The 26,693-nt window shown below is 43.0% G+C and carries 29 protein-coding genes; 28 read left to right on the top strand and 1 reads right to left on the bottom strand.

Annotated elements, in window-relative coordinates; translation table 11 throughout:
* Positions 1 to 22: 22 nt before the first annotated feature.
* The 8 genes from ACZ48L_RS10590 (at position 23) to ACZ48L_RS10555 (ending at position 6,916) form a co-directional block, all read left to right on the top strand.
* The gene (locus ACZ48L_RS10590) at positions 23 to 244 is read left to right on the top strand and encodes a NucA/NucB deoxyribonuclease domain-containing protein (protein ID WP_455094294.1); all 222 of its coding nucleotides are present in this window, start codon (positions 23 to 25) and stop codon (positions 242 to 244) included.
* Between the two features lie 30 nt (positions 245 to 274).
* The gene (locus ACZ48L_RS10585) at positions 275 to 448 is read left to right on the top strand and encodes a hypothetical protein (protein WP_159102226.1); all 174 of its coding nucleotides are present in this window, start codon (positions 275 to 277) and stop codon (positions 446 to 448) included.
* 109 nt (positions 449 to 557) lie between these two features.
* Positions 558 to 1,160 (top strand): hypothetical protein, encoded by a 603-nt coding sequence (locus tag ACZ48L_RS10580; RefSeq protein ID WP_025793013.1) that lies wholly within the window; start codon positions 558 to 560, stop codon positions 1,158 to 1,160.
* A 61-nt stretch (positions 1,161 to 1,221) separates the two neighbouring features.
* Positions 1,222 to 1,881, top strand: coding sequence for a hypothetical protein (locus tag ACZ48L_RS10575; RefSeq protein ID WP_025793010.1), 660 nt, complete (start codon positions 1,222 to 1,224; stop codon positions 1,879 to 1,881).
* Between the two features lie 14 nt (positions 1,882 to 1,895).
* Positions 1,896 to 2,333, top strand: a complete 438-nt coding sequence (locus ACZ48L_RS10570) for a hypothetical protein (RefSeq protein ID WP_025793008.1) — start codon at positions 1,896 to 1,898, stop codon at positions 2,331 to 2,333.
* Positions 2,334 to 2,379: 46 nt separating this feature from the next.
* Positions 2,380 to 2,508, top strand: a complete 129-nt coding sequence (locus ACZ48L_RS10565) for a hypothetical protein (RefSeq protein WP_257881951.1) — start codon at positions 2,380 to 2,382, stop codon at positions 2,506 to 2,508.
* A 421-nt stretch (positions 2,509 to 2,929) separates the two neighbouring features.
* Entirely contained in the window at positions 2,930 to 4,147 is a 1,218-nt protein-coding gene (locus ACZ48L_RS10560; RefSeq protein ID WP_025793006.1) for a transposase, read from the top strand.
* Positions 4,148 to 4,405: 258 nt separating this feature from the next.
* Entirely contained in the window at positions 4,406 to 6,916 is a 2,511-nt protein-coding gene (locus ACZ48L_RS10555) for a TonB-dependent receptor (RefSeq protein WP_025793066.1), read from the top strand.
* A 1,860-nt stretch (positions 6,917 to 8,776) separates the two neighbouring features.
* Here ACZ48L_RS10555 and ACZ48L_RS10550 read toward each other — a convergent pair.
* The gene (locus ACZ48L_RS10550; protein ID WP_025792132.1) at positions 8,777 to 8,986 is read right to left on the bottom strand and encodes a hypothetical protein; all 210 of its coding nucleotides are present in this window, start codon (positions 8,984 to 8,986) and stop codon (positions 8,777 to 8,779) included.
* A 552-nt stretch (positions 8,987 to 9,538) separates the two neighbouring features.
* Here ACZ48L_RS10550 and flxB point away from each other — a divergent pair.
* Genes flxB through ACZ48L_RS10450 form a run of 20 tightly spaced genes read left to right on the top strand, consistent with a single transcriptional unit; the run spans position 9,539 to position 26,624 of the window.
* Positions 9,539 to 10,267: a flexirubin biosynthesis SDR family reductase FlxB gene (flxB, locus tag ACZ48L_RS10545; RefSeq protein WP_036868102.1), complete on the top strand. Its 729-nt coding sequence runs from the start codon at positions 9,539 to 9,541 to the stop codon at positions 10,265 to 10,267.
* A gap of 49 nt (positions 10,268 to 10,316) precedes the next feature.
* Positions 10,317 to 11,546: a beta-ketoacyl-[acyl-carrier-protein] synthase family protein gene (locus ACZ48L_RS10540; protein ID WP_036868105.1), complete on the top strand. Its 1,230-nt coding sequence runs from the start codon at positions 10,317 to 10,319 to the stop codon at positions 11,544 to 11,546.
* Positions 11,547 to 11,579: 33 nt separating this feature from the next.
* Entirely contained in the window at positions 11,580 to 12,122 is a 543-nt protein-coding gene (locus ACZ48L_RS10535; protein ID WP_025792134.1) for a hypothetical protein, read from the top strand.
* A 40-nt stretch (positions 12,123 to 12,162) separates the two neighbouring features.
* Entirely contained in the window at positions 12,163 to 12,726 is a 564-nt protein-coding gene (locus ACZ48L_RS10530; RefSeq protein WP_025792136.1) for a DUF4410 domain-containing protein, read from the top strand.
* A 26-nt stretch (positions 12,727 to 12,752) separates the two neighbouring features.
* Complete coding sequence (locus ACZ48L_RS10525; RefSeq protein ID WP_231553518.1) at positions 12,753 to 13,268, top strand: hypothetical protein; 516 nt, start codon at positions 12,753 to 12,755, stop codon at positions 13,266 to 13,268.
* Between the two features lie 2 nt (positions 13,269 to 13,270).
* Positions 13,271 to 14,365, top strand: coding sequence for a FlxJ family methyltransferase (locus tag ACZ48L_RS10520; RefSeq protein WP_025792138.1), 1,095 nt, complete (start codon positions 13,271 to 13,273; stop codon positions 14,363 to 14,365).
* Between the two features lie 20 nt (positions 14,366 to 14,385).
* Complete coding sequence (locus tag ACZ48L_RS10515) at positions 14,386 to 14,628, top strand: acyl carrier protein (protein ID WP_004353718.1); 243 nt, start codon at positions 14,386 to 14,388, stop codon at positions 14,626 to 14,628.
* Between the two features lie 22 nt (positions 14,629 to 14,650).
* On the top strand, positions 14,651 to 15,493 hold the full coding sequence (locus ACZ48L_RS10510) for an LpxL/LpxP family acyltransferase (protein ID WP_025792140.1): 843 nt from the start codon (positions 14,651 to 14,653) through the stop codon (positions 15,491 to 15,493).
* 16 nt (positions 15,494 to 15,509) lie between these two features.
* Positions 15,510 to 15,977, top strand: a complete 468-nt coding sequence (locus ACZ48L_RS10505; protein ID WP_025792141.1) for a hotdog family protein — start codon at positions 15,510 to 15,512, stop codon at positions 15,975 to 15,977.
* 23 nt (positions 15,978 to 16,000) lie between these two features.
* Positions 16,001 to 16,429 carry an acyl-CoA thioesterase gene (locus ACZ48L_RS10500; protein ID WP_025792142.1) on the top strand — a complete coding sequence of 143 codons (429 nt, stop codon included), beginning with the start codon at positions 16,001 to 16,003 and terminating at the stop codon, positions 16,427 to 16,429.
* Positions 16,430 to 16,458: 29 nt separating this feature from the next.
* Positions 16,459 to 18,192, top strand: coding sequence for a beta-ketoacyl synthase N-terminal-like domain-containing protein (locus ACZ48L_RS10495; RefSeq protein ID WP_025792144.1), 1,734 nt, complete (start codon positions 16,459 to 16,461; stop codon positions 18,190 to 18,192).
* 39 nt (positions 18,193 to 18,231) lie between these two features.
* Positions 18,232 to 18,501, top strand: a complete 270-nt coding sequence (locus tag ACZ48L_RS10490; RefSeq protein ID WP_262498452.1) for a phosphopantetheine-binding protein — start codon at positions 18,232 to 18,234, stop codon at positions 18,499 to 18,501.
* A gap of 42 nt (positions 18,502 to 18,543) precedes the next feature.
* Positions 18,544 to 20,322 (top strand): beta-ketoacyl-[acyl-carrier-protein] synthase family protein, encoded by a 1,779-nt coding sequence (locus ACZ48L_RS10485; RefSeq protein WP_464722038.1) that lies wholly within the window; start codon positions 18,544 to 18,546, stop codon positions 20,320 to 20,322.
* Entirely contained in the window at positions 20,310 to 20,663 is a 354-nt protein-coding gene (locus ACZ48L_RS10480; RefSeq protein ID WP_219496779.1) for an EamA family transporter, read from the top strand. Before ACZ48L_RS10485 ends, ACZ48L_RS10480 begins: the two co-directional genes overlap by 13 nt.
* Before the next feature lie 16 nt (positions 20,664 to 20,679).
* The gene (lolA2, locus tag ACZ48L_RS10475) at positions 20,680 to 21,303 is read left to right on the top strand and encodes a flexirubin biosynthesis/transport protein LolA2 (RefSeq protein ID WP_008823859.1); all 624 of its coding nucleotides are present in this window, start codon (positions 20,680 to 20,682) and stop codon (positions 21,301 to 21,303) included.
* A complete protein-coding gene (locus tag ACZ48L_RS10470) occupies positions 21,278 to 21,757 on the top strand; it encodes a hypothetical protein (RefSeq protein WP_464722037.1) in 480 nt (159 codons plus the stop codon). Before lolA2 ends, ACZ48L_RS10470 begins: the two co-directional genes overlap by 26 nt.
* Positions 21,741 to 22,136: an ApeI family dehydratase gene (locus ACZ48L_RS10465; protein WP_025792146.1), complete on the top strand. Its 396-nt coding sequence runs from the start codon at positions 21,741 to 21,743 to the stop codon at positions 22,134 to 22,136. Before ACZ48L_RS10470 ends, ACZ48L_RS10465 begins: the two co-directional genes overlap by 17 nt.
* Positions 22,133 to 23,623 carry a glycosyltransferase gene (locus ACZ48L_RS10460; RefSeq protein WP_464722036.1) on the top strand — a complete coding sequence of 497 codons (1,491 nt, stop codon included), beginning with the start codon at positions 22,133 to 22,135 and terminating at the stop codon, positions 23,621 to 23,623. The genes ACZ48L_RS10465 and ACZ48L_RS10460 overlap by 4 nt, the downstream gene beginning before the upstream one ends.
* Positions 23,620 to 25,122 carry a phytoene desaturase family protein gene (locus ACZ48L_RS10455; protein WP_025792148.1) on the top strand — a complete coding sequence of 501 codons (1,503 nt, stop codon included), beginning with the start codon at positions 23,620 to 23,622 and terminating at the stop codon, positions 25,120 to 25,122. Before ACZ48L_RS10460 ends, ACZ48L_RS10455 begins: the two co-directional genes overlap by 4 nt.
* Positions 25,119 to 26,624: a phytoene desaturase family protein gene (locus tag ACZ48L_RS10450; RefSeq protein ID WP_025792150.1), complete on the top strand. Its 1,506-nt coding sequence runs from the start codon at positions 25,119 to 25,121 to the stop codon at positions 26,622 to 26,624. The genes ACZ48L_RS10455 and ACZ48L_RS10450 overlap by 4 nt, the downstream gene beginning before the upstream one ends.
* Positions 26,625 to 26,693 lie beyond the last annotated feature (69 nt).

The raw sequence follows: 26,693 nt of genomic DNA, 5'->3' as shown, positions 1-26,693 counted from the left end.
AAAGAAATGGAAGTATATATACATGAATCATAAAAGAGGTATTGCGAAAGGTAATCCAACGCTGTTAACTTATGATTCAAGTAATATAAATGCTGCTAGAAGAACTGCTGCATTGAAAGCCAGCGGAATATCTTCTTCCTCACAAGTAGATCGGGATGAATACCCATATGCACATACAGAAGAAGGTGGATCTAATGCTTCTGTTATGCAAGTTCCAAGATCAGAGAATCGATCTCATGGATAGTATCTGAGTACTTTGGTGAAAAGTAATAATATGAAGACAGGGGACCATTTCCTAATTATTTTAGTTCCTGACAATAGTAAAAAAGAAAAGCAGCATATTCCTATTGGTTCTACAGTTCCTGTCACTGAGAAAATACATCCCAACCGAGATGTTGTTAAGAATATTGCAATAGGAACAACTGTGGTAGCATTCTTAAAAGTATAGGCACAATTGCTGAAAAGATAGTTCCAAGGACTGTAACTCCAATAATAGTTCCGCCAACAATATCAATGAGTATAGAAATGCAGTATCAACAATATAATGATAATTTACGATGAACTTAAAGGAGAAATTAAATTTACTGGAAGATGAATTAACTCGAATAGAGAGTCCCATTCTTAGATTGTTAAGAGATGGTAATGATGGTTTTGACAGAGATCAAACTGCTCATGTGCTTACAAATCTTGGAATGTGCCCTCTTCAAATGGTACTTGATTTTTATGATTGGGCTACAGGGGCAGATGAGAATATTCTTTTTAATATAAATAATCAGGTAAAACTTTCCACAATAGGGAATCCCGCAAAAGTTTCAATTACTACGAGTTTGTACATGTTAGATGTAACAACAGATAATTTTTTTGCACATAGAAAGATGCTTCCTTTTATTTATAATGGTATCATGGAAGATCCCATACTGATTGATTTGTCGCCGAAAAGTAAAACCATTGGAGCACTATATTATTATAGTCCACAAGTAACATTATCTGTAGATCCTATTATGATTTATGATTCATTAGAGTTATGGATTGACACCATGTTATTATGTTATTCAAATGGCATCTATAGCATAAAACCTAATGGAATGTTAGTTGCCGATGTAGATAAGGAGATTAAAATAACAAGGAAACTCAATCCACACTCTATCTATTGGGATTAATACACAACACTGTATGGTCTTTTCCATAAAGACGCTTTCAGTTGTACATTTCCCATCCCTAATGGTTACAAAAAATAAAAAAAATACATATACAGTCGTAGGAGGAATAATTAACAAAGATCGGAATATATATATAATTAATGATGGCAGGAGAGTAGGTGTTTTAGGTGAAATGCTTACCAAGTACTCTTTTTTTAGTAGTGAGAATAAAGTTGTCTATGGGGCAGTAATCAACCCATCTGATCATTCTGGACAAAAGTTCTTTGATTCTGAAATAGCTTCAAGTCATATTGATGTCATAACGTATATGCGTAATGCATATGGAAATAGACCGTTAGATTTTAAGAAAAGAGGCATAGCTAATAGAGGCAAACAGAGTGTTGATCAATATATGTATAGAGGGATGCCTTTTAAGGATCAAGATGGAAGAATCTATTATGCTACAGCTCGTGACATCGGTAATTATAGCGCAGGGTACGTAGCTGGAACAGCAGGGCAAGGTTGGGTTGCTTCACGTAAAGCTTTTGATGCGTTGGAGAGTCTTCAGCAAGGTATACCAAGTAAAGAAGCTATGGTTAGCCAATTTGCAGAAAAGGCTGGTCATAACAGAGGAATTAAAGTATACTGGCAAGAACAACACGATGTACAGAGAATTTTACAACAAGGGCGTGAACATACTTGGAAAAGAATCTCTGATTTTTTTAAGTCTGTCTTTAAATAGGTTGTTGATATAAAATGAGAAAACATATTAGTCTTATAACTATATTTATAGGAGCCCTGATATTTTTTTATGAAACTAGACACTTCTATAAGATAGGAGATAGAACTTTAACCGTTTGGAAAACGAATAGTGGATGTTTTGTCATACCATATTCGTATTATGGGATTCTTCCACCTCAAAAGAATTATCTCAAACTATCTAATATTGGTACTGCCTATATCTTTCTAGTACCTAAAGATAGCTTATATATATTTGTAGAACCATATAGTGATGGATACAGTGAATTAAGTAACCATATGTATAGTTCTAAACTGATCACTTATTCAGCAGCAACTTCGAGTGCGCTAAAACAGAGTAAATTATGGGTAGATTCTTTTGAGAAATACAAAAAGCTATATCCTTTTATTTCTGTAGAGGCAAGATATATGGACATATTGATAAAGGAGAAATAACTCTAATATTTTCTGAGGTATACTTATAGCTCAATGATTCACACCTATGCAGATAGATTCTAAGCATTACACTTCTGATGCCAACGGCAACCAGGATAGTATTCCTAATATAGAACGGAGAATGTACTGGGATGAGAACAACCACTTGATGGCTTTAAGTGATAATGCATGTTGAATACTTACTCATACAATGTTTTTGGTGTTCACTAATGGAAAGGCGTTATTTATGCCGAAAAATGAACGAGAGGTTCCATTGTTACTCTAAACCCCTAACATAGTTTTTGTTTTTAGTTGCTGTCACTTTTAATATTTCACATAAATGCTTTGTTATCAATGCGTTGAGACGTGGAGAGGAGTGATAGGAGTGACAGGAAAATTGAAAGATGGTCGTTTTTATGGTGTTGTTATAATCAATAGTCCGTTAAAATTTTGTGGTTTGCGAATCTTTCGTCCCTAAGCTAACAGGTATTGTGGCAGAAAGAAAACATGACAGGTCTGTAAAAAAGAGATAATTAGGTAATAAAATATAACATAATATAATCGGCTATCTCATTGAATTTCAGTAACTTTATAGATGTAAAAAGACAATAAAGTTTATGCTGATAACCAACTTGATTAGCCGATATATGAAGCTCTGCAAAGCAGCATTTAGTGCTGGCGATGGAGCAAAGTTAAACAAAAGTATTCAAACAAACGTCATGGAAATGCTTTTTCTTTTGATGGTCATCCCAAGGAAATGCAATTTCACGCAGATGGGACGCTATGGAAAGCGTGGCGAACAATGCTATCGGCAGACGGCAGAGCGCAGCGTGAACTGGCTCGAAATGAATATGTGGCTGAGTGCTTTCGTCTTCAAGCAGGGTAAGGGTCGCACTGCCATCGTTATTGATCCAAGCTTCATCAAGAAGGCTGGGAAGCATACCCCATACGTGGGTACGTTTTGGTCGGGCTGTGCAGGTGCTGTAAAGCACGGTCTTAAGATTCTCGGCATCGGTGTGATAGACGTGGATTTGCATGAGTGTATGATGCTGAAGGCTGTGCAGACCACATTGGAAAAAGACGAGGAGAAAAAAGAGATGAGCCTATACGACTGGTATGCCAAAGTATTGGAGGACGACAAGGTAGCCTTACAGTGTATTAGCAAGGTTCTTGTCGCCGACTCAGCCTTCTCCAAAAGACCTTTCATCGACAAGGTAATGAAGATGGGCTTCCATGTTGTGAGCCGCTTGCGTCATGACGCAGCCTTGTTCTACACGTGGGACGGGGAACCTACAGGAAAGCCTGGCCGTCCTCGTGTCAAAGGTGATAAGATTGACGTAAGGAACATCGACATATCCAAAGTCAATGAGCTTGATTTAGGAGAGACCGAAGGCAAAGCCTATGCGCTAAAGGCATGGTGCAAGTCCTTGCATAGGGTCGTGTCACTTGTCATCCACGAGTTACCTAATGGCAGTCGGCGCTTGTATTTCTGTACGGATGAGAGTATGGACGGACGCGATGTGGTGGAGTACTACACCACACGTTTCCAAGAGGAGTTTTGCTTTCGCGACGCAAAGCAGTTCCTCGGCCTTACAGATTGTCAGGCACGCGACAAGAAAAAACTTGAATTTGCTTTTAACTCTTCATTCACAGCACTCAATGTGGCGAAAATTATGTGCAAGGAACTTGGTACGTCCATCGGTCGCCTTAAAGCGAAGATGATCAATGCATACTATGCCAAACGAATTATTGACGTGTTCGAGAAGAACCCGAACACGCCATTAAATAAAGAAAGTGTTAATGATATATTTAGTTTCGCTGATGATGCAGCATAATATTTAACGGACTATTGCTTCTATACAAGTCTTAAAAAAGATGTGTAGAAAGAGTAGCTCCCCTTTGGAGAGGGGCAGAGGGGTGAGGCTTTTTCCCAACTTCTAGGTATTGCACTATTCCTTACAACATCCTACCTTTGCATTAACAAATCAAAGGCGAGCTCTAGAATCATTGATAAGGTCACAAAAAGCCCTATGGGGCGTGCTGTGACTATATCGAAGATTTACAGAACATGCCTGAATTTAAAACAATTTAAAATGATAAAGAAAAGAACCGTAAAACAGATTTTATGTAAATCAGCGTTTGTTTTCGCCGCTACGTTCGTTCTTTCGCTGCCCACTTACGCAAGGCACGAGAACGAAGTGAAAGTTAATACCGAAGCCAACATTAAGGGACGCGTTGTGGATAGTAAAACACAACATCCTCTTTCGCACGCGAGCGTGCTGGTTTTGGGTACAGTTATCACTACCACCACCGATGCCGATGGCCATTTTATGCTGCGAAATCTGCCTGTGGGAAAGGTGATTGTGGAGGTACGCTCAGCGGGTTATAGGGCTTACAAACAAGAGGTAACAACGCAAAAAAATAATACCCATGAGCTGAATGTGATGCTCAAACCCGACGATATTGCGCTCGACGAGGTTGTTGTGTCGGCCAATCGTAGTCAAACACTTAGACGTGAGTCGCCTGTGGTTGTGAATGTTCTGGACACGAAGTTGCTCGAATCTACCCATTCTACAACCTTGGTGCAGGGTTTAAACTTCCAACCGGGCGTGCGAACCGAAGATAATTGCACCAATTGCGGATTCTCGCAGGTGCGCATCAATGGGCTTGATGGTCATTATTCGCAAATATTAATCGACTCGCGACCCGTGTTTACTGCCCTTCAAGGTGTTTATGGACTCGAACAGATACCCTCTAACATGGTGCAACGTGTTGAAATTGTTCGCGGTGGTGGCTCGGCGCTCTTCGGTGCTTCGGCCATTGGTGGCACCATCAACATCATTACCAAAGAACCTAGCGAAAATTCGGCCGATGTGGCGCACACCATCACAGGCGCAACAAATGGCTCTACTGCTTTCGACAACAACACCACGGGCAACCTATCGGTTGTTACAACCAATAATAGAGCTGGGTTTTATCTCTATGGACAAAGCCGACACCGCGCTGCTTACGACCGCGATGGCGATGGTTACACCGACCTTCCCACGCTAGATAATAAAACCGTGGGGCTTAGCTCTTTCTTCCGACTCACCGATTACTCCAAAATAACCCTTAAATACCACGGCTTGAAGGAGTATAGACGTGGCGGAAACAAACTTTACTTGCCTGCTCACGAGGCCAATATTGCCGAACAAATCGAACATACCATCAACGGCGGAAGTTTGGGCTACGACCTCTTTAGCCTTAATAGTAAGGGACATTTCAGTGCTTATGCCTCGTTTCAAAACGTTGACCGTAAGAGTTATTACGGCGGACTGGGCGAACTGGCCACCGCTGCCGATGGACTTAAGGCCTTGAACGAAGCCTATAAACTGGGACTTAACCTCGATATGAGCGAAGACGATGCCGCCACGCTGCCCGCCAACCAACAACAAACGCTGGCCGATGCGCAAGCCTACGACAAAGCACAACGAGCCTATAACCTTACGCATAACATCAATTACATAGCTGGTGCGCAATATGTGCACAATTTCGACCGTCTGTGGTTCATGCCTTCGAGTCTTGTTGTGGGGGCCGAATATAGCTACGACCGCATTAAAGACCACTCGCTGGGCTACAACAGCCTGATGGAACAGCGCGTGAATATTGGTAGCTTCTTTGCTCAAAACGAATGGAAAAACAACCATTGGGGCTTGCTTCTGGGCGGACGACTAGACAAACACAACCTTATCTCGCATCTTATCTTTAGTCCGCGCGTTAATCTGCGCTACAATCCCACGCCCAACACCAATTTCCGACTTACTTACGCTGGCGGATTTAGAGCCCCACAGGCTTTTGATGAAGACCTTCATACGCGTATTGCTGATGGCGACCGTGTGAAAATTACGTTGGCTAAGGATTTGAAAGAGGAACGTTCGCACAGCTTTAGTGCATCGGCCGACCTCTATAAAAGTTTTGGAACAGTACAAACCAACGTTCTTATTGAGGGCTTTTACACACGCCTTAACAACATGTTTGCTACACGCAAACTGGCTGATGATGTGATTATTGATGGCGCACGTGTTGAAGAACGCTTCAATTCTAACGGTGCAACGGTGTATGGAATTAACCTCGAGGGCAAGGCTTCGCTCTCGTCGTGGGCGCAATTGCAAGCTGGTTTTACTTGGCAAAGCAGCCGTTATCGCACGCCCGAAGAATGGGACGACGATGCTGCTCCCGAGTTTAAAACCACTAAACGTCTGCTGCGAACGCCCAACACCTACGGATATTTCACCCTCACTGTGCATCCCACCATCGATTTTGCCCTATCGTTATCGGGCGTTTACACGGGTAGAATGTATGTTGGCCACCCCAAAGGGGGGAGCGAGCGCACCAACGACTTTGCTATCATTGAGCACACTCCCGCGTTTCTCACGCTTAACCTGAAGCTTGCCTATAATTTCTACATAACTAAGCAGGTGAAATTTGAGGCTAGTGCGGGGGTGCAAAACATGCTCGATGCTTACCAAAAGGATTTGGATAAAGGGGCTTCGCGTGCCTCCGACTATGTTTACGGACCTACTCAACCCCGCAGTTTGTTTCTTGGGGTGAAGTTTTCGTACTAGGTATTATGTCTTTTTTACCCCAAAACAGTGGGTAGAGTTGTTTTGATTTTGTGTATTGCTGGACACATTGCCGATGTTGTTATTGAAAATGTGGTGCACTACGCTCAAACAATATCATAGGCAAGATGCCGACAAGCCAACAAAAGATAAACTGGATGAAATGTAAGCAACATCAATTGTGTGATTAGTGGTCTTACAATTGATTTGGGTTTAAAAAGCTGGGTGTAATGATTGAAAGCTACGATAAATAGACTTTACAAAACGCATTTCAGTACTACACCACACGTTTCCAAGAGGAGTTTTGCTTTCGCGACGCAAAGCAGTTCCTAGGTCTTACCGATTGTCAGGCACGCGACAAGAAAAAACTTGAATTTGCTTTTAACTCTTCATTCACAGCACTCAATGTGGCGAAGATTATATGCAAGGAACTTGGTACGTCCATCGGTCGCCTTAAAGCGAAGATGATCAATGCCTATTACGCGCAACGAATTATTGACGTGTTCGAGAAAAGCCCGAACACGCCATTAAATAAAGAAAGGATAAATGATATATTTAGTTTCGCTGATGATGCAGCATAATATTTAACGGACTATTGTGTTGTTATAATAATGCAGAGGGAGAGATACTCTCTTGTTATGAAAAGAACAAGGACATTCGAAGTGTTGTAATAAAGATTCATAAATTGAAAATAGCAGATGGACTTTGACACGGCAAAAGATGCCCTTTCGTAGGGTAAAAGATGCTCTTTTGAGGTGTGAAAGACGTCCTTTTGCAGCGTAAAAGGGCACCTTTTAGAAAGACTTTTGTAAGTCTTTGGTAGAGAATGATATACAAGTCTGAAAGCTTTGCATGACTCATGGATTTGTGGACTTGCAGCTTCCATCTCTTGTAAATATATTTCTGCTTAGTCCGTAATGGCGCGGTGGGTATCTGGAAGGACGGATAAGTTTACAAGGATCTGCACCAGAGCGTTTTACCAAAAACAGGCGTATCTTATAACTATCAGTCGCCCTTTCCTATCCAACGACAAAAGCCTACCGTATACCATTTCCGTTTTTGCTGTCATTTCTGTCACTCCGTTATCGCCTTTAATCATCTGAATATAAACCTATTACACGAAGTGTTAAAAGTGACAGCAACTAAAAACAAAACTTAATTAGGGGTTTTGATGCTTTTCGTTTGGTTACATTTAAACACACAACGCACCCTTATCCATCCTCGTTTTCCCATATTCTAAATACCCATTTACAAAATAAAGTTGTATATTTGCCTTAAGATAACACATGACATAGGAATCTGCGGACATGAAGTCTTACGGTGGAGGAGGTGTTGTGGTGTAGGAGATACAGGTCTCTTTGTGCTGTGATGGAGAGTCACAGTTGGGGCTGGTGTCTCTCGTTTCTTCCTTCAATCTATGCCCTAACTTTATTACACACACTAATAATGGAAATTTTATAGATTCTGTTTTAAAATCCGTAGGTGTTAGAGAACCTGTTAATTATAATATAGATAAATAACAAATGGAACGTAGATTATTGTTTTACTTTATATGGGTTATTATATCCTTTCTCATTTTCATTTTAGTCTCCTTTATCACAGCTATAGCACAAAACACCCCTTTCTATCTGTATCTGGTTGTATATCTACCATTTATTACAATCTCAGCCTCTTCCTTTGCTACATTGCTTAAGGATAAGTGGTGGGTGAGTATACTTGAAGGGATTTTTACTATTATGTTACCTTGGGTGGTACTCGCGTTAGATTATTAAGAAAATGCCTAAACGTTGTTACTTGGATGCATATCTTTGCACACGTATCATTATAAAATAAAAACGAGGAACTACCCGTAGGTAATCCCTCTTAGTTCTTTTTTAAGTGCAGTATGAAAGTCGGAACAAACAAGTGCACTTGCTCTAAATGCGTTGCAAAGTTAGATATCTTTTTTAAAGGAACAAGCGCTTTAACGTTTTTGCGTAATTCTTCTTCCTTTAAGCCAGAAGCATTCAAAATAATGTCTTTTATACATTGAAGTGGTATTCTATCATAGGCTTCTACAAACTTACTTTCCATTTCTACTACTCTGTTTCCTAATTACCACTTGTCATGGTATGAATATATGCAGACGGAGGGAGTACCCGACTGTTGGAACTCATTCAGACAGTTTTGAAAAGAGGCTTATTTCTGCTCACAACTTCCAGCTAACAGTATGTAGAGATGGTAAGAAACTACTCATTTGTTCCAGTTCTGTGTAACTATAAGTATGGAGGTGGAGACGAAAGAAAGAAAATTTGCTGTCACTTCTGTCATCTTCCTATGCGTTCTAATTATCTAATTTTCAATCCGTTACTGCAAATGTTAAAAGTGACAGCAACTAAAAACAAAACTAAGATAGGGGATTGGGAGGGTGTGATAACACAAGGTTGCGTGAAAGATGTGTGTGTTTCTCAGAATGGATAAAAGCTATCTGGTACGTTAATCTCAGGAGAAGATAGTAAAACGGGAAATCTGAAAAAATACTAAGGGATATAATATAATTTAAAAAAAAGTCATACCTTTGTCGACAAATAACAATATATGGTGCATTCCTTATACTATTTACGAATAACTAAAAGCTCATAAAACATGAAATATGCTTTAATAACCGGTGCTTCACGAGGAATAGGACGTGCTGTAGCCTTGCTTTTAGCAGAACAATATTCTATAATAATCAATTATCATTCTAATTCAGAATGTGCTCAAGAAGTGAAACAACTGATAGAGGAGAAAGGTGGTCATGCTGAACTTCTGCCCTTTGACGTTGCTGATCCGAAGGCAATAGAAGCTGCTATTGATTGTTGGGAAGCTGCTCATCCAGATGAATTCATCTCCGTATTGGTGAATAATGCAGGTATCCGGAGGGATAATGTCATGTTTATGATGTCGGAAGACGACTGGCACAGTGTTTTGGATACGAATATGAATGGTTTCTTCTATATCACACGTCGACTGTTGAAACACATGATGCCACGTAGACATGGAGGAAGAATCATCAATATGACATCACTGTCAGGACTGAAAGGAATGCCTGGACAGGTTAATTACAGTGCAGCAAAGGCTGCTCTGCTTGGTGCAACGAAGGCTTTGGCACAGGAAGTAGCACCACGAAACATCACCGTAAATGCTGTAGCGCCGGGATTCATACAGACTGATATGACGAAGGAGTTGCCAGAGGATGAACTGAAGAAGCTCATCCCTGTGGGGCGTTTTGGTAAGCCAGAGGAGGTCGCAGCCGTTGTGGCGTTCCTTGCTTCGGATGCAGCTGCATACGTTACAGGTGAGGTGATAAATGTGAATGGAGGATTATATACTTAATGAGAAGTGAAAGAAGTTATGAGATATCCCTAACTTCTAAAAAAGAAATATGGAAAGAAGAGTTGTAATAACCGGAATGGGAATATGGTCATGTCTTGGTACTGACCTTGAAACGGTAAAGAATTCATTATATGAAGGAAAGTCGGGCATAGGCATTCAGGAAGAACGCCTTACCTATGGCTATCGTTCGGCATTGACAGGTGTCGTTGCAGAACCAGTCATCACGAAGAAGATGCTCGACCGTCATATACGTGCTGGTATGTCGGAAGAAGCACGTTATGCTTACATGTCTAGTTTGCAAGCCTTTGCTCAAGCGGGTATCACGGATGACTATCTGCGGGAGAATGAAGTAGGTTGTATCTTTGGTAACGACTCTTCAGCCCAGCCTGTCATTGAAGCCTCAAAGATAATGGACGAGAAACATGACTCAGCAATGTTGGGTTATGGACTCATCTTCCAGTCGATGAACTCAACGGTGAACATGAATCTCAGTACCATCTTCCATCTGCGAGGTGTGAACTTCACGGTCAGTTCAGCCTGTGCCAGTGGTAGCCATTCCATAGGCTTAGGGTTTATGATGATCAAGCAAGGACTTCAGGATATGGTTCTCTGCGGTGGTGCACAAGAGACAAACTATTACTCAATGGCATCATTTGATGCACTTGGTGCTTTCTCCGTTCATATGGATGAGCCGACAAAAGCCAGTCGTCCGTTCGATAGAGACCGTGATGGACTCATACCGAGTGGTGGTGCAGCGTCATTGGTATTGGAAGACTATGAACATGCGAAGGCACGTGGTGCAAATATCCTTGCAGAAGTTGTTGGATATGGCTTCTCAAGTAATGGTGGTGGTATCAGTCAACCATCCGATGAAGGGAGTGTTATTGCCATGACTCGGGCTTTGAAGTGTGCAGACATGGAGGCAGATGATATAGACTATATCAACGCCCATGCTACGAGTACACACCAGGGAGATATGTATGAAGCAATTGCTTTGAACCGTATGTTTGAAGGTAAACATGCCCTCATCTCATCCACCAAGAGCATGACTGGTCATGAGTGTTGGATGGCAGGAGCATCAGAAGCAGTGTATAGTATCTTGATGATGCAGCATAACTTCGTAGCACCTAACATCAACTTCGAGAACCCTGATGAACATTCAGAGAAGATGAACCTTGCTACAACAACCGTTGACACCGAGGTAAATACCGTACTGAGTAACTCATTTGGCTTTGGTGGAACCAATTCTGCCCTGGTCATTAAGAAGGTCAAAGCCTAATGAAGATTAACTAAAAACTTAATTTATATTATTATGAGAACGTATGTAAAGACCTTATTGGTTCTTATCGCTGTAATACTTTACAGTCCAGTAGTAAATGCACAGAGTGGTGAAAGCTATGGTTGGGAGCAAGCCCCTCGTTATAGAGGATTCATTTCAGAAGGCTATGTGTTTGGAACAGGTGATGTGAAAGAGAATCGTAGCTTCCTTTCCACTTCCCATGGTGTACAGATCACCCCAGAATTCTTTGTCGGTGGTGGTGTAGCCGTTAATTATTGGTGGGACAGTGAAAGCTGGAGCTTTCCTCTTTTCGTAGACACACGTGTGGAATTTCATAAGGCATTGCGTAAGAATTTCTCTCCATACATTAGCACAAAAGTCGGTTATAGTATAGGAGACTGTGAAGGGTTATACATCGCTCCACAAGTAGGATGTCACTTCTATTTCGGTCATAGCAAGTTTGGTATCAGCACAGCTCTCGGTTATACGTTCCAGAACTGTGAGGTTGAGACGGGTTTCGGGACTGTAAACCGTAATGCTGGTGGTATAGAATTATCAGTAGGCTTAGACATTTAAGAGGATATTTATTTGATTATTAATTTATATTTTACCTATTATGAAACGAGTCGTATTATTATTATCTTTCGTAGTGTGTTGCGTGATGAGTCTGTTTGCTAAGTCTGATGTAACATTAAAGAGCGGTTCACTTTCTAAACTAAAGACCTCAAAAGCAAAAGTTTATGTTGTTTGGGACTATAGCCATGCGACATTAGAAGGACAGGATGTGAAGACCTTCTTGAAAGAGAAAGGCAAAGAGTGGGAGCGTGATTATAAGGCAGAACTTGAACGTGCAGAAGCAAACTTCATGGAGCGTTTCAATGACAAGACGAAGAGTGTGACAATCACGGATAAGAAGAGTGAGGCAGACTACACCATAGTTATTGAGGTGAAAGACTTCCATTATGGTAGTACTGGTGTCTCAGTTCTCATTGGCTTTGGTGCTGGTGATGCTCACATGAGTGCTCTGATGAACCTCTATGAGAAGAACACGAAGCAGCCATTTGCTGTTATTGATGTTGATGGAGTTGCTGGTGCAGGCTACGGTAATGAGAAGCGCCGTATTGAAACCTATCGCGAATTGGCTGAACAAGTTGTGAAGCTGATAAAGAAGGCAAAGTAATTATACCCCTTTATATTATATAAGGTATGAGAAAGTTTATCATATTGATGTTTTTTACACTTCTGAACTTATCTTGTTTTGCAAGTGTAAGGCTAGAGAGTGGTAGTCTTAGTTGCCTGAAAGGTGAGAAGACTATTGGCGTCAGTTTGGACTTGACCAGGATTAAATACAAAAAAGATCTTCCTTTTAAGGACTTCTTAGCCCTTGGAAGAAGAGTGAGTGATTGGAAAGAACGCTCTTTGGACTATTTCGTAAAGGAGTTCAATGAGGAAGGTTTTAAACATGATCTTAGTGCAACAACTCATACCAGAGCCACAAAATATGTCCTTGTTCTAACCCCATTGATCGTTTATAAAGACGGAAGTATCAGTGGTATTGCTTATTTACGTGAAGTAAGTACCAAAAAGATCAAGGCAACAATGGTGTTTAAGTCTGATGATGGCGATTATGATGATCCGATAACATTTAAGGATCCGATGGATGATTTAGGTGAATCTTTCGCTAAGTTATTTATAAGAGAAATAAGAAAGGCAAATAAATAAGGATGAATCTATTCCAATCAGAGAGTGATAGATACACTCAGGAACAGCTCTCTGCTCGTGAAGCACAACGTCTTGCAGAGTATATAGCATGGGGTCCCGTCATTTTTCAGGTGTCTCGCCTGATGGTGAAGTGGGGCATCTTGGATGCTCTGCGTGACAGTCTGGAGGGTTTGACATTGGATGAATTGGTGAAACAGACGCAGCTCTCGGAGTATGCTTTGAAGGTTTTGCTTGAAGCTTCACTGAGTGCAGGGACTGTTTTGGTGAATAAAGATACTGACCGATACACCATATCCAAGACAGGTTGGTTCCTACTCAATGACCCAGCTACACGTGTGAATATCGATTTCAATCATGATGTCAACTATCGGGGCATGTTCTTTCTTGATGAAGCATTAAAGGAAGGAAAGCCAGCTGGTCTGAAAACCCTTGGTGACTGGCCAACAATCTATGAAGGATTGTCGAAACTTGATAAGCAAGTACAGGATAGTTGGTTTGGTTTTGACCATTTCTATAGCGACCATTCCTTTGATAAGGCTTTGGAGATCGTGTTCGGTAAACATCCCAAACACCTGATGGATGTGGGTGGGAACACAGGGCGTTTTGCTTTGCGCTGTGTTGAATATGACCCTGAAGTCAATGTTACAATCGTTGATCTACCCGGTCAGATTGGAATGATGAAGAAGAATATCGAGGGGAAAGAGGGTGCAGAGCGCATCAACGGGTATCCCACAAACATTCTTGACGAACACAATGATCTGCCACAAGGAAGCTGGGATGCCATTTGGATGAGCCAGTTCCTTGACTGTTTCTCAGAAGAAGAGATCTATAGTATCCTTGTTCGGGCAGCCAGAGTGATGAAGAATGATTCCACCTTATATATAATGGAGACCTTCTGGGACCGACAAAAGTATGAACCGGCATCACTATGTCTGACCATGACAAGCGTCTATTTCACTGTTATGGCAAATGGAAACAGCAAGATGTATCACTCTGATGACATGATAAAGCAGATTGATAGAGCTGGATTGAGAGTTGTTGACACCCATGATGGTATCGGTCAAGGACACACAATACTGGAAGTAAAGTTGAAATAAATCATAAAGTATAACACATAATGGAAAGAAAAGAAATTGAAGAGAAAGTAAGAAACTTCCTCATAGAGGATCTGGAGATTGACGAAGAGAACATTGCACCGGAAGCAAAGCTGAAGGATGACCTTGGCATTGACAGTCTGGACTTTGTTGATATTGTCGTTATTGTCGAGAAGAACTTCGGCTTTAAGATCAAACCAGAGGAGATGCAGGGAGTCGTTACTTTGTCACAGTTCTGCGATTATATAGAGAGTAAGGTTGGCTAACACTACATATGGCAGTGGCTGGATGCATCGATTGCTGATACAATCGTTGCGCTGGTTGGATGTGCGGATGGTCTATTTAGTCACATCCCTCTTCGTTATACCAGTCTGTCTGCTACTGAATACCAACCATAGTAGGACCTCAGCCTATCATTTCTACCGTCACCGCTTGTGCTATGGGCGTTTGCGTGCAGCATGGAGTGTTTACATCAATCACTGTTTGTTCAGTCAAGTAGTGGTGGATCGCTTTGCAGTCTTTGCAGGTAAGCACTTCCATTTGGATATCGAAGGGTACGAACACTTCCGTCTGTTAGAGTCAGAACCGAAAGGATTCATGATCTTCAGTTCTCATATAGGTTGTTATGAGGTGGCGGGTTACTCCCTTATCTCAAAGACAAAACGATTCAATGCATTGGTCTTTGGGGGTGAAAAAGCCACTGTGATGGCAGGAAGACAAGAGGTTTTGGGACATCATAACATCCGTATGATACCCGTTAAGGAGGATATGAGCCACCTTTTCCTTGTGAATGAGGCATTGGATAACAATGAAATCATGAGCATGCCAGCCGACAGGATCATTGGTTCAGCTAAGTCGGTGACGTCTGTTTTCATGGATGCTGAGGCTCGTTTCCCTGCTGGTCCACTCTCTGTGGCAACGATGAAAGGGCTGGATGTCCTCGCAGTCAATGTCATGAAGACGTCTGCTAAGCACTATAAGGTATATGTAGCACGTCTTTCTTACGACAAGCACGCACCTCGTCGACAGCAGATACAGCAGTTAGCAGACAGTTATGTGAAGGAACTTGAACACAGAGTGCGACAGTATCCTTTGCAATGGTTTAATTTCTATGACTTCTGGTCACGATAAGTTGATGATAAAGAAGATGGTAAATTTTGATGTAGCGAATCCTTCTGAAGCTGCACTTCGGGCAATCGACGTACATGAGTTACTGCCACAGCAGGAGCCTTTCGTCATGATTGGTACACTGATACATTTCGATAAGACACTTACTGTCACAGAGACTGAGGTACAGAAGAACAACATCTTTGTGGATGATGACCGCTTTTCCGCTTCAGGTATGATGGAGAATATCGCCCAAACCTGCGCCGCCCGTATAGGATATGTCAATAAATACATTCTCAAGAAAGGAATTCAATTAGGCTTTATCGGTGCCGTCCGTAACTTTGAGGTCATTGATTTGCCCCATGTAGGAGACGTTATAACGACGCGTGTAGAGGTGAAGGAAGAAGTGTTTGGTATGACATTGGCTGAAGCAAGCATAACATGCGGTGATAAAGTGCTCGTCACATCCGAGATAAAGATAGCCGTTAAGGAGCAAGAAGAAGCTTGAAAAAGAAAGAAATCCAGTATTGAATGAAAGAATTAAAAGCATCAAAAACATTTTCAATCCGCTTCAGTGAGGTTGATTCCATGAATGTTGTATGGCATGGTTCTTATCCTCTTTACTTTGAAGATGCACGTGAAGCATTTGGAAAGAAGTATGGATTGGAATATATGGGATTCTTTGATCATGGCTATTTTGCTCCATTGGTCGACCTCTCCTTCCACTATAAGAAGCCAATTAAATACGGGATGACACCTCGTATAGACATCATCTATCGTCCGACAGAGGCTGCAAAGATAGTCTTTGACTATGAGATTCATGATGCGGAAGATGATAGTCTGATAGCAACAGGACATTCCGTGCAGGTGTTTATGGACCTCAACTACCAGTTAGTGTGGGACAATCCTCCATTTTATCAGCAGTGGAAAGAACGCTGGGAACAGGTGGATAAGAAGTAATAGTGTGTAGGAAAGAATCAGAAGAAATCATGGTTTACGTTTTAGCTGATAATATTATCTCCCCTCTGGGTGATACTTCAGAGGATAATTACCAGGCTGTAAAGGCTGGTAAGTCGGCTATTCGTGCCTATGCTCCAATGACGGATGGCATCCCAGATGGCTTCATGGCATCCTTGATGTCAGCTGATTTTGAAGACTTAGTCTTTCGTTCTGCAGGCAAAGCCATTGAGGCTTCGGGTATACATGTGGCTGATGACCGTTCCGTGTTCATTCTGAGTTCTACCAAAGGAGCGATAGAAGGATTAGGCAAGGATGCCGATGAAAACCTTTATTTGGGTGAGACAGCACAGCGAATAGCCACTCGGTTAGGTTTTACGACACGCCCAGTGGTGGTGTGTAATGCCTGTATCTCGGGTTCTGCTGCAATGATTTTAGCCTCCCGACTGTTACAGTTAGGAACGTATGATCATGTTGTTGTCTGTGGTGCTGACTGTCCTCAACGCTTTATTATCTCTGGTTTTCAGTCACTTAATGCCATGTCAGCAGAGCCTTGTAGACCTTTCGACATAGAGCGTCAGGGTCTTAATTTAGGTGAAGCAGCAGCAACAGTGGTATTGAGCAGTCGTCTTCCCGCTGGTGAGCAGGCTACTAACAAGTCTGATAAACGGGTTTGGACGATAGGACATGGACATATAAAGAATGATGCTTTTCATATCAGTGCACCGTCAAAGACGGCAGAAGGGTTGCTTGAGGCCTTGCAACAGACGATGGAAAGCGTTGGGAAAGATGATTTAGCTTTCATCAATGCACATGGGACAGCTACGCTTTTCAATGACCAGATGGAGTCTATTGCCATTCAGAGAGCTGCTCTTTCTGATGTCCCTGTCAATGCTTTAAAGGGTTATATCGGCCATTCTTTAGGTGCAGCAGGCGTCTTTGAGACCATCCTCTGTATGAAATCTGTCGATGATCACACTGTCTTAGGGACGCGTGGATATGAAGAAATGGGCGTATCTGGTAGAGTGATACTGTCTGCAGAGCACAGTTCAACCCATAAGACAGGCTTCATCAAGATGCTTTCAGGCTTCGGCGGATGCAATGCAACCCTCTACGCGAAGTCTGTTGAAAGCTCTTCTTTGTCTTTGAATGAGGCAAAAGCGGTGACAGATCCTGTTCCTTCAGTATTCAGAAAGACGTATCATGTGCGTATTACTCCTGAAGGAGCATGGCTTGACGGTCGACTTCTCCCTGTCAAAGGTGAACCAAACGAAAAGAGTCTGCTCACAACAATCTATAAACAGATGATAGGAGACTATCCAAAGTATTATAAAATGGATGGTCTGTGTCGGTTGGGTTTCATCGCTTCAGAACTCTTGCTGCAGGCAGAAAAGGCTGACGAAACATCTATCAAAGAACTTCAGAGGAGTCGGGGAGTGGTGCTTTTCAACCGCTCTTCATCTATCTCCTCTGATAAGAAGTACTTAGCTTCGATAGCAGATAAGGACAATTACTTCCCAAGTCCTTCTGTCTTCGTGTATACCTTGCCGAATATTGTTACTGGTGAGATTGCCATTCGCAATGGCTATCACGGTGAGACATCTTTCTATATTCTTCCGGAAAAGAATGAAGAGCAGATGCAGACATTGATACAAACAGCTTTCTTAGACAGTCAAACAACAAGTTTGTTGACGGGATGGATAGATTATGAAGACCGTGAACACTATGAAGCCGACTTGTATATAGTATCTATCAACAAGGTATAATAAAGAAAAATAAAACAGAAAAATCATATCATATATAAAATAGACACGACAATGAACGAGTTAGTAAAAGAATTAAAGGACGAGATTATAGAGGCTTTGAACCTCGAAGAGATGACCGCTGATGACATTGATGAGAACGAACCACTCTTTGGTGAAGGTTTAGGTTTAGACTCAATTGATGCTTTGGAGCTGATAGTCCTTTTGGAAAAGAAGTACGGTATCAAGTTGGCTGACCCTGCTGAAGGCAAGAAGATCTTCACCAGTGTCGCTTCTATAGCCGACTATGTCAGCAAGAACCGAAAGAAATAAAGCCACTTTGGGGTAATAATAGCGAACGGATAAACCAATAAAATGAATATTGCAGTTACTGGCGAAGGCATAATCTCTGCTATTGGCTTTAACAAACAAGAGGTGTTAGAGTCCTTGACAACGAAGCAGAGTGGTATTGGGATGATGAAACATCTTCAATCAGTTCATCGTGAATTGCCTGTAGGAGAGGTTGATTTGTCGAACGAACAGATGAAAGAGATGGCTGGAATCCCTGTGTCACAGATGATGAGTCGCACAGCCCTGATGGGTATCATAGCCGTTCGCCAGGCGTTAACGGATGCAGGAATCAGTGTCGATGACATCCTTGTACGTAAGAAAAAGGGTGAAAGTCTGCGCATAGCACTTGTCTCTGGTACAACCGTTGGTGGCATGGATATCACTGAACTTTGCTTCGATCATATTGAAGAAGATGACAATGTATCCTTCCTTCAGCATCATGACTGTGGCAGTTGCACGAACACCATGGCTGATTACTTTGGTATTTTCACGGAAGTAACGACTTTGTCTACAGCCTGTTCTTCGGCTGCCAATGCCATTATGTTTGGTGCACGACTGTTGAAAGACCATCAAGCTGACATCGTTATCGCTGGTGGTACAGAGTCTTTATCTCGCTTTCACCTCAATGGTTTCAACTCATTGATGATCCTTGACCATGAGCGTTGTCGTCCGTTCGATGCTACACGGGCTGGTCTTAACTTAGGGGAAGGGGCTGCCTTCGTAGTGTTAGAGTCTGATGAGACTGCCAATGAACGTGGTGTAAAACCCCATGCTTACCTTACTGGATATGGAAATGCCTGTGATGCATTCCATCAAACGGCATCGTCAGAAGAAGGGGAAGGTGCTTATCTTGCTATGAAAGAGGCTTTGGATATGGCACATCTCAGTCCGAAAGATATTCAATATGTCAATGCCCACGGAACAGGAACACCCAATAACGACCAAAGTGAGGGTGTTTCTTTACGTCGAATCTTCGGCGATAAGCTCCCATTGATATCCAGTACAAAGTCATTTACGGGTCATACTACAAGCGCATCAGGAAGTATTGAAGCCGTTATCTGTATCTTAGCGATGCAGAATCATTTTGTTCCAGCCAACTTAGGTTGGGCACATCAGATGGAGAAGGGTATTACTCCGACCTTAGGTGAACAGGGCGTCACGTTGGAAAACGTGCTCTGTAACTCTTTTGGTTTCGGTGGTAACGACTCTTCTTTATTGTTTTCTACCCATCCAACGACTACAGAAGAGCCAGTAGAAACACGGAAAGAAGTTAAGGTATTGTCCCGTGTTGAGCTCACTTCTGAGGACCAACTGGCAGACATCCGTAAGTATGTCAAGCCTTTAGAGGCACGTCGTATGGGCAAGATAATGAAGAGTTCGTTGCTCTCTTCTTTGGAAGCATTGGCGCAAGCAGGTGTTGATAAGCCTGATGCCATCATCACTGGGACGATGTATGGTTGTCTGGAATATAGCGAACGACTGTTGGAACAGATGAAAGAGGAGGGTGAGACAATGTTGAAACCCACTTATTTCATGCAGAGTACACACAACACCATAGGTAGTAATATCGCCATTAAGACCCACTGTCACGGCTATAATGTTACTTATACACAGGGAACAGCATCTTTATCATGGGCATTACGTGATGCAGAGATGCTATTAAAAGAAGGGAAGGCAAAGACTGTCCTTGTGGGATGTCATGATGAGAGTACTCCACTTCTTAATTCATTATTGAAGCGGGATGGGGCAGAAGAGCTGCCTTCAATCCATGCTATCGCAATGGTATTGTCATGTGGCGAGTAGTTATCTTATCCGTTTTGCAGAGTTCTCTGTTGGCAGGAGGGCAGGTGTTTTTGAAGTTTGCACTTCAGAAAATGCTTCCCTTTGGATGGACCCGTACGTTCTGGTGCAGCCTTTTGTTGAATTGGCAGTTTGCTTGTAGTGGTCTGTTATTCGGTTCCAGTTCCATACTTTGGATGTATATCATTAAGCATTACCCCCTGAGTGTGGCTTATCCGATGATTAGTTTGAGTTATGTATTTGGCCTTCTTGCGGCAATACTCTTTTTCCATGAGTCCGTTTCTGTGATGAAATGGGTAGGAGTGAGCCTGATAATATTAGGCTGTTGCTTGATTGCCAAGTAGAAAAATAAGATGTAAAATGAAAAAGTTATTATTAATTTTGGTGGTGTTCTGTATCGCCACAACGACAGTCTCAGCACAAGCTGTCAGTGAGGCAAAGATAAGACAGCAGATAGAAGCTGCCGCTGCAAGCATGAAAACCATGCAATGCGACTTTGTACAGACGAAGTATCTCCGCATGTTGAATGATAAGATGGTGTCACGTGGTAAGATGTATTACCAGCAAAGTGACAAGCTCCGTTGGGAGTATACCTCGCCTTATGCCTATGCTTTCGTACTGAATGGCTCACGTGTTCTGATCAGTAAGGGCAATCGCAATGATGTTATCAACGTCAATCAGAGCAAGTTTTTCAAGGAGATAGCACGCATAATGATGAACAGTGTTGTGGGAAAAGCTCTCAATGACAAGCGTGATTTCAAGGTTAGTCTCTCTTCATCAGCCACCGAATATGTCGCTGTTCTCTATCCACAGCAGAAGCAGATGCAGCAGATGTTCCAGAAGATTGTCCTTCATTTCAACCGCCAACGAGCAATGGTTGCTAAGGTTGAGCTTATAGAAAAGCGTGGCGATCGTACTGTTATTGAGATGATGAATGTAAAAGTAAACAGTCCTATTAATGCGAAAGTATTTACTGTTAATTAGTATTCTTCTGCTTTCTCTTGCCTCTCTGACGGTACAAGCACAGGACAGTCTCACGGTTCAGCAGTCTCCTTTGTCGGACAGTATAGGCTGTAAAACAAGGTATGCCACTACCATTGAACTGTCAAAAGGCTATCTCAGTGGCATCACCATCATGGTACGTGAAGCGGATGTATATCATGGTGTCCTGTTCAATGAGTTTGGTATCACGGCATTAGAGTTCACCTATCAGCCCCAGACGAAGAAGGTTGAGTTGATTGAAGTCATTGCAATGCTCGATAAATGGTACATCCGTCGTGTGTTAAAGAGTGATTTACAGCATGTTATGGAGAATCTTTTGAAAGGTAATCCTACCTATAAAGATGAGAAATATCACATCAGTTACAAGTTTTCATTGATGAGCAATGAGGAAAATTCCAACATAACAGAAGGAGAGAACGATGCAACTGAAGAATAATTTATACAAGATAATCCGTAAAGAGGGAGTTGGTCCGGTGGTGAATTACGCCATCGAACTGATTCCCTCTTGTGTTATCTATGCTGCCCATTTCCCTGGTGAACCCATCACTCCGGGTGTATGTATCGTCCAAATGGGCAAGGAACTTGTCGAGGATCTACTCTCCGAGCAACGCTCCACACCGTGTAAGCTGATGATCACGAAGGTGAAAAACGTGAAGTTCCTCTCTGTTATCTCACCCAATGAGACGTTACAGCTCACGTATCAGGTGAAGAAGTTGGTAACATCAGAGGATGGTACAAGTGTTGAAACACAGTTGATAGTACTCTCAGAAGAGAAGCCTATGGCAAAGATTTCCTTAGTGTTGAGGATTGTATGATGAATGAGGAACTGAAGAAACAATTACGAAACAGGCGTATCTGTGTTGTCATTCCCACCTATAACAATGACAAAACGATAAAGACAGTAGTGGAGAAGTGTCTGCTCTACTGTGACGATGTCATTGTCGTTACAGATGGGTGTACGGACCGTACTACCGATATTCTGCATGCCATTGATGGTATAACGATAGTTTCCTATGCACAGAATCGGGGGAAAGGATATGCCTTGAAGATGGGTTTCAGAAAGGCATTAGAGATGGGTTTTTCCTATGCCATCACCCTTGATGGGGATGGACAACACTATCCAGAGGACATCCCACTCTTCTTGAAAGCCAATCAACAGCACCCCCAATCCTTGATTATTGGTAGTCGACAGTTGGAGGGTGTAGATCGTACTAAGGGTAGTTCCTTTGCCAATAAGTTCTCTAACTTCTGGTTTTATGTACAGACAGGCAGGGCATTACCTGACACCCAGACAGGTTATCGGCTCTATCCTCTGCACCGTTTGTACGGACTGTCATTGCTCACTTCACGCTATGAAGCGGAGCTGGAACTGCTTGTCTTCGCCTCTTGGCATGGTGTCAAGCTTGTCCCAATACCCATACAAGTCTATTATCCACCGCGCAATGAGCGTGTAAGTCATTTCCGTCCGGGAAAGGATTTTGCACGTATCAGTGTTCTGAATACCATCCTTTGTTTCTTGGCTGTGGTCTATGGACTTCCTTTACGACTGTGGCGAGCACTGACGGCCACCCTTCGTACGGTTTATTCCTTACTCTTTTTCCTCTTTTTCACGCTGGTTGTCTTCACTCCTTTCGTATGGATTTACACGAAATTCGGTAAGATGACCGAGCGTCGTCGTTACCGTTTGCATCAGCTTATCTATCATGCTTCACGCTTTGTGATGATCCATCACGGCATACCCGGTACGAAATATGAGTATAAGGTGGCTGAAGGTATCGACTTCAACAAGCCCCGTATCATCATTTGTAACCATCAGTCGCATCTTGATTTGATGTGTCAGCTGGTCTTCACACCGAAGATTGTCTTCCTCACCAATGCCTGGGTATGGAACAATCCCTTCTATGGTTCACTCATTCGGAACGCAGAATACCTACCCGTTAGGGAGGGATTGGATGAGATAATGCCCCATTTACGTTCATTGATAGAGCGTGGTTACAGCATAGCGGTCTATCCTGAAGGGACCAGATCTAAGGATTGTCGTATCGGAAGGTTCCATCAAGGAGCGTTCTATATGGCACGTGAGTTCGGATTAGAGATCCTTCCGATGGTCCTTTATGGACCTGGTAAGATCCTTCCAAAGACCGGTTGGCACCTCCATAAAGGTAAATTCTTCGTTGAAGTGGACAAACCACTGACACAAGAGGAGCTCTCTGCCATGGGTGACCTGAAGCAACAGGCATCCACAATGCGCAAACGTTACAAAGAAAAGTATGAAGAAATAGCTAACAGAATGGAACAATGACACAACAGAAGAAGGTTATCATCATCGGAAGTGGCTTGGGTGGACTGTCTTGTGGGGCTATTCTTGCAAAGAACGGATATGCCGTTACCGTACTTGAACAGGGCATTCAGGTGGGTGGTTGTCTGCAATGTTTCTCCCGTCGTGGCGCAAAGTTCGAGACAGGAATGCACTTCATAGGCAGTGCAGCACATGGTCAGACCCTTGATAAGCTCATGCGTTACTTGGAGATAGACAAGACCGTGACGCTCTCACAGCTTGATCCTCAAGGTTATGATGTCGTGGTATTGGGTGGGAAAAAGTATGCTTTTGCCAATGGCAGAGAGGCTTTTCTCAAGCAGATGACCGAGTATTTCCCTTCCCAGCATGACAATCTCGTTCGTTATTACGACCTTATTGAGGAGATTGCCAATGCTTCTTCACTCCATTCTCTTAAGTATGCAGACTCTGATTCACCGTTGAATATGGAGTATCAGCTGCGTTCTATCAATGCTGTCATTGATGAAATAATCACCGATCCTGTGTTGGCTAAGGTCCTAGTGGGCAACCTTCCGCTCTATGCAGCAGAGAAAAACAAGACACCTTTTGCCACACATGCCTTCATAATGGACTTCTATAACCAGAGTGCTTTCCGTGTTAAAGGGGGTAGTGACAGCATTGCTACAGCCTTAATGGGTACCATCAACCGTTATGGAGGCGAGGTCCTGACCCGTAAGAAGGTGACCCGTATCATCTGTGATGACACACATGCCGTTGGAGTAGAGGTGAATGGAAAAGATACTTTGCCCTGTGATATCATCATTTCTGATGCCCATCCAATGCGTACCTTGGAACTGTTAGACACGAAACTGATTCGTCCTGCCTTCCGCAAGCGTATCAATCACATCCCACAAACCGTAGGTGGCTTCTCTGTTTATTTACATTTCAAGGAGAAGACGGTCCCTTATCTCAACTATAATTACTATGGTTATCAAGGCGATACACCGTGGGATTGTGAACGGTACACGGCAGAAAGTTGGCCGAAAGGCTTCCTTTACATGCACTTCTGTCCAGAAGGTGACACGCAATATGCCTCTACGGGCGTCATCCTTTCTTATATGCAGATGGCTGATGTGGAGCAATGGAAGGGTACAAAGGTCGGGAGAAGAGGACAAGACTATGAGGATTTCAAGCGCGAAAAGGCTGAACGACTCCTCGATGTGTTGGAAGAACACTTCCCCAACATACGTTCCCAGATACAGAATTACTATACTTCCACACCGCTGACCTATCTTGATTACACTGGAACGGAGGGTGGATCAATGTATGGCAATGCTAAGGATATCAGTCTGGGCAGTGCTTGTCGGGTACCGCAACGTACGAAGGTTCCGAACCTTTACCTCACTGGTCAGAACATCAACTCTCATGGAATGCTGGGCGTTTTGGTGGGAACGATTGTCACTTGCAGTGAGTTGTTGACGGCAAAGACCATCTATGAACAGATAAAGGAGGCTAACGAATGAAGACAACTGTGATAATTGGTGGTGGATTGGGTGGACTCTTTGCGGGTGCTATCCTCTCTCGTGAGGGCTTTAAGGTCACTGTTTTGGAGAAGAACGACACTGCGGGCGGTGGACTTCAGAACTTCCGACGCTTTGGAATGAAGTTCGATACGGGTATGCATGTCATCGGTGGGATGCGTCCTGGGGGTAATATCTATCGTATTTGTGAGTATCTCGGCATTGCAGATAAGGTGCATTTGCGTGACGTTGACGATGATTGTACGGACAGTCTCTACTTTGCTGAGGACCAGACAACCTACCATATAAAGAAAGGTAAGGAGGGATTTGTCAGCTCTCTGGCTGAACATTTCCCTGAAGAACGGTCAAATCTTGAAGCCTATGTGGATGCTGTACACCGTCTGACGGATGAAGTCGACCTCTTTTATCTGCGTCCTTCCAATGATTTCTTCCCTGTTCATTCGGAGGAATTCAACCTTGCTGCTGATGCTTTCATCGCGAAATACATCCAGAACCCTAAGCTTCGCAATGTCGTTGCATACATGAATCCACTCTATGGGGGCATGGCTGATGCAACACCTGCTTATGTTCATGCCATCGTGAGTGTGCTTTACATGCAGGGGGCGAGCCGCTTTGTGGGTGGAAGTGACCGCTTTGCACAGCTGTTAGTGTCTGTTATTGAGTCGGCAGGAGGCGAGGTCAGATGCAATGAGGGCGCAGAATGGGTGGAAGTAAACAACCGTCACGTTGATTATGTACGGTCTACGAAGGGGCAAGAGTACCGTGCTGACCATTACATCTCAGCCATTCATCCCTGTACTTTGCTCCCTTTGCTGTCTGAAAAGGCGTTCCCCAAGGCTTATCGGACCAGGCTTAACGACATCCCGAATGCCTATTCTGCCTTCTCTGTATATGTGAAATTCAAGCCAGAGACGTTCCCTTACATCAATCATTCAGAGTATTACATGACCCGATACGATAAGGTGTGGCACTTTGGGGAGCACCATGACACATGGCCGTTGGGCTTTCTTTTCATGACACCTCCTGAAGATAACCAAGGGAAATATGCTGACAAGGCACTTATTACGGCACCAATGATATTTGATGAGGTGGAGAAATGGGCGCAGACCACCGTCGGCAGAAGAGGAAAAGACTATGAACTGTGGAAGAAAGAGCAGGCACAGAGACTCCTCGAACGCATAGAAGAGATTCATCCGGGCTTCAATGCCTGTGTGGATAAGGTCAATACGGCATCTCCACTCACCATTCGTGACTATTACGGAGCCAAGGATGGGACGATGTGTGGCTTCAGTAAGGACTATAAGAACACTGTTCTGTCACAGTTACCTGTGGTGACAAAGGTTGATAACCTGCTGCTTACGGGACAGTATAACAACCTTCCTGGCTTCTGCGGTGTGCCCCTTACGGCAATAAATACCGTTGAGGCGATATTGGGAAGGAACTATGTGATAAGACGACTCAACCCCAATCACGACCAGTCTTAGTCCCAAGTCCAACCAGCTTCACCCCCAACTGCTCTCCGAAAGGACAGGAACGTAGACACTGGGATGTGC

The organism is Prevotella histicola (assembly GCF_055385135.1).
This window is presented reverse-complemented; position numbering and strand designations above follow the sequence as displayed.

Excerpts from the sequence above, each read along its gene's own strand:
- ACZ48L_RS10500 (WP_025792142.1), top strand. The coding sequence starts at position 16,001 with ATGAAAGAATTAAAAGCATCAAAAACATTTTCAATCCGCTTCAGTGAG.
- ACZ48L_RS10515 (WP_004353718.1), top strand. The coding sequence starts at position 14,386 with ATGGAAAGAAAAGAAATTGAAGAGAAAGTAAGAAACTTCCTCATAGAG.
- ACZ48L_RS10495 (WP_025792144.1), top strand. The coding sequence starts at position 16,459 with ATGGTTTACGTTTTAGCTGATAATATTATCTCCCCTCTGGGTGATACT.
- ACZ48L_RS10465 (WP_025792146.1), top strand. The coding sequence starts at position 21,741 with ATGCAACTGAAGAATAATTTATACAAGATAATCCGTAAAGAGGGAGTT.
- ACZ48L_RS10470 (WP_464722037.1), top strand. The coding sequence starts at position 21,278 with ATGCGAAAGTATTTACTGTTAATTAGTATTCTTCTGCTTTCTCTTGCC.
- ACZ48L_RS10540 (WP_036868105.1), top strand. The coding sequence starts at position 10,317 with ATGGAAAGAAGAGTTGTAATAACCGGAATGGGAATATGGTCATGTCTT.
- ACZ48L_RS10485 (WP_464722038.1), top strand. The coding sequence starts at position 18,544 with ATGAATATTGCAGTTACTGGCGAAGGCATAATCTCTGCTATTGGCTTT.
- ACZ48L_RS10575 (WP_025793010.1), top strand. The coding sequence starts at position 1,222 with ATGGTTACAAAAAATAAAAAAAATACATATACAGTCGTAGGAGGAATA.
- ACZ48L_RS10565 (WP_257881951.1), top strand. The coding sequence starts at position 2,380 with ATGCAGATAGATTCTAAGCATTACACTTCTGATGCCAACGGCAACCAG.
- ACZ48L_RS10455 (WP_025792148.1), top strand. The coding sequence starts at position 23,620 with ATGACACAACAGAAGAAGGTTATCATCATCGGAAGTGGCTTGGGTGGA.
- ACZ48L_RS10525 (WP_231553518.1), top strand. The coding sequence starts at position 12,753 with ATGAGAAAGTTTATCATATTGATGTTTTTTACACTTCTGAACTTATCT.
- ACZ48L_RS10535 (WP_025792134.1), top strand. The coding sequence starts at position 11,580 with ATGAGAACGTATGTAAAGACCTTATTGGTTCTTATCGCTGTAATACTT.
- ACZ48L_RS10590 (WP_455094294.1), top strand. The coding sequence starts at position 23 with ATGAATCATAAAAGAGGTATTGCGAAAGGTAATCCAACGCTGTTAACT.
- ACZ48L_RS10505 (WP_025792141.1), top strand. The coding sequence starts at position 15,510 with ATGGTAAATTTTGATGTAGCGAATCCTTCTGAAGCTGCACTTCGGGCA.
- ACZ48L_RS10530 (WP_025792136.1), top strand. The coding sequence starts at position 12,163 with ATGAAACGAGTCGTATTATTATTATCTTTCGTAGTGTGTTGCGTGATG.
- flxB (WP_036868102.1), top strand. The coding sequence starts at position 9,539 with ATGAAATATGCTTTAATAACCGGTGCTTCACGAGGAATAGGACGTGCT.
- ACZ48L_RS10510 (WP_025792140.1), top strand. The coding sequence starts at position 14,651 with ATGCATCGATTGCTGATACAATCGTTGCGCTGGTTGGATGTGCGGATG.
- ACZ48L_RS10550 (WP_025792132.1), bottom strand. The coding sequence starts at position 8,986 with ATGGAAAGTAAGTTTGTAGAAGCCTATGATAGAATACCACTTCAATGT.
- ACZ48L_RS10460 (WP_464722036.1), top strand. The coding sequence starts at position 22,133 with ATGATGAATGAGGAACTGAAGAAACAATTACGAAACAGGCGTATCTGT.
- ACZ48L_RS10570 (WP_025793008.1), top strand. The coding sequence starts at position 1,896 with ATGAGAAAACATATTAGTCTTATAACTATATTTATAGGAGCCCTGATA.
- ACZ48L_RS10585 (WP_159102226.1), top strand. The coding sequence starts at position 275 with ATGAAGACAGGGGACCATTTCCTAATTATTTTAGTTCCTGACAATAGT.
- ACZ48L_RS10480 (WP_219496779.1), top strand. The coding sequence starts at position 20,310 with ATGTGGCGAGTAGTTATCTTATCCGTTTTGCAGAGTTCTCTGTTGGCA.
- ACZ48L_RS10580 (WP_025793013.1), top strand. The coding sequence starts at position 558 with ATGAACTTAAAGGAGAAATTAAATTTACTGGAAGATGAATTAACTCGA.
- lolA2 (WP_008823859.1), top strand. The coding sequence starts at position 20,680 with ATGAAAAAGTTATTATTAATTTTGGTGGTGTTCTGTATCGCCACAACG.
- ACZ48L_RS10450 (WP_025792150.1), top strand. The coding sequence starts at position 25,119 with ATGAAGACAACTGTGATAATTGGTGGTGGATTGGGTGGACTCTTTGCG.
- ACZ48L_RS10560 (WP_025793006.1), top strand. The coding sequence starts at position 2,930 with ATGCTGATAACCAACTTGATTAGCCGATATATGAAGCTCTGCAAAGCA.
- ACZ48L_RS10520 (WP_025792138.1), top strand. The coding sequence starts at position 13,271 with ATGAATCTATTCCAATCAGAGAGTGATAGATACACTCAGGAACAGCTC.
- ACZ48L_RS10555 (WP_025793066.1), top strand. The coding sequence starts at position 4,406 with ATGATAAAGAAAAGAACCGTAAAACAGATTTTATGTAAATCAGCGTTT.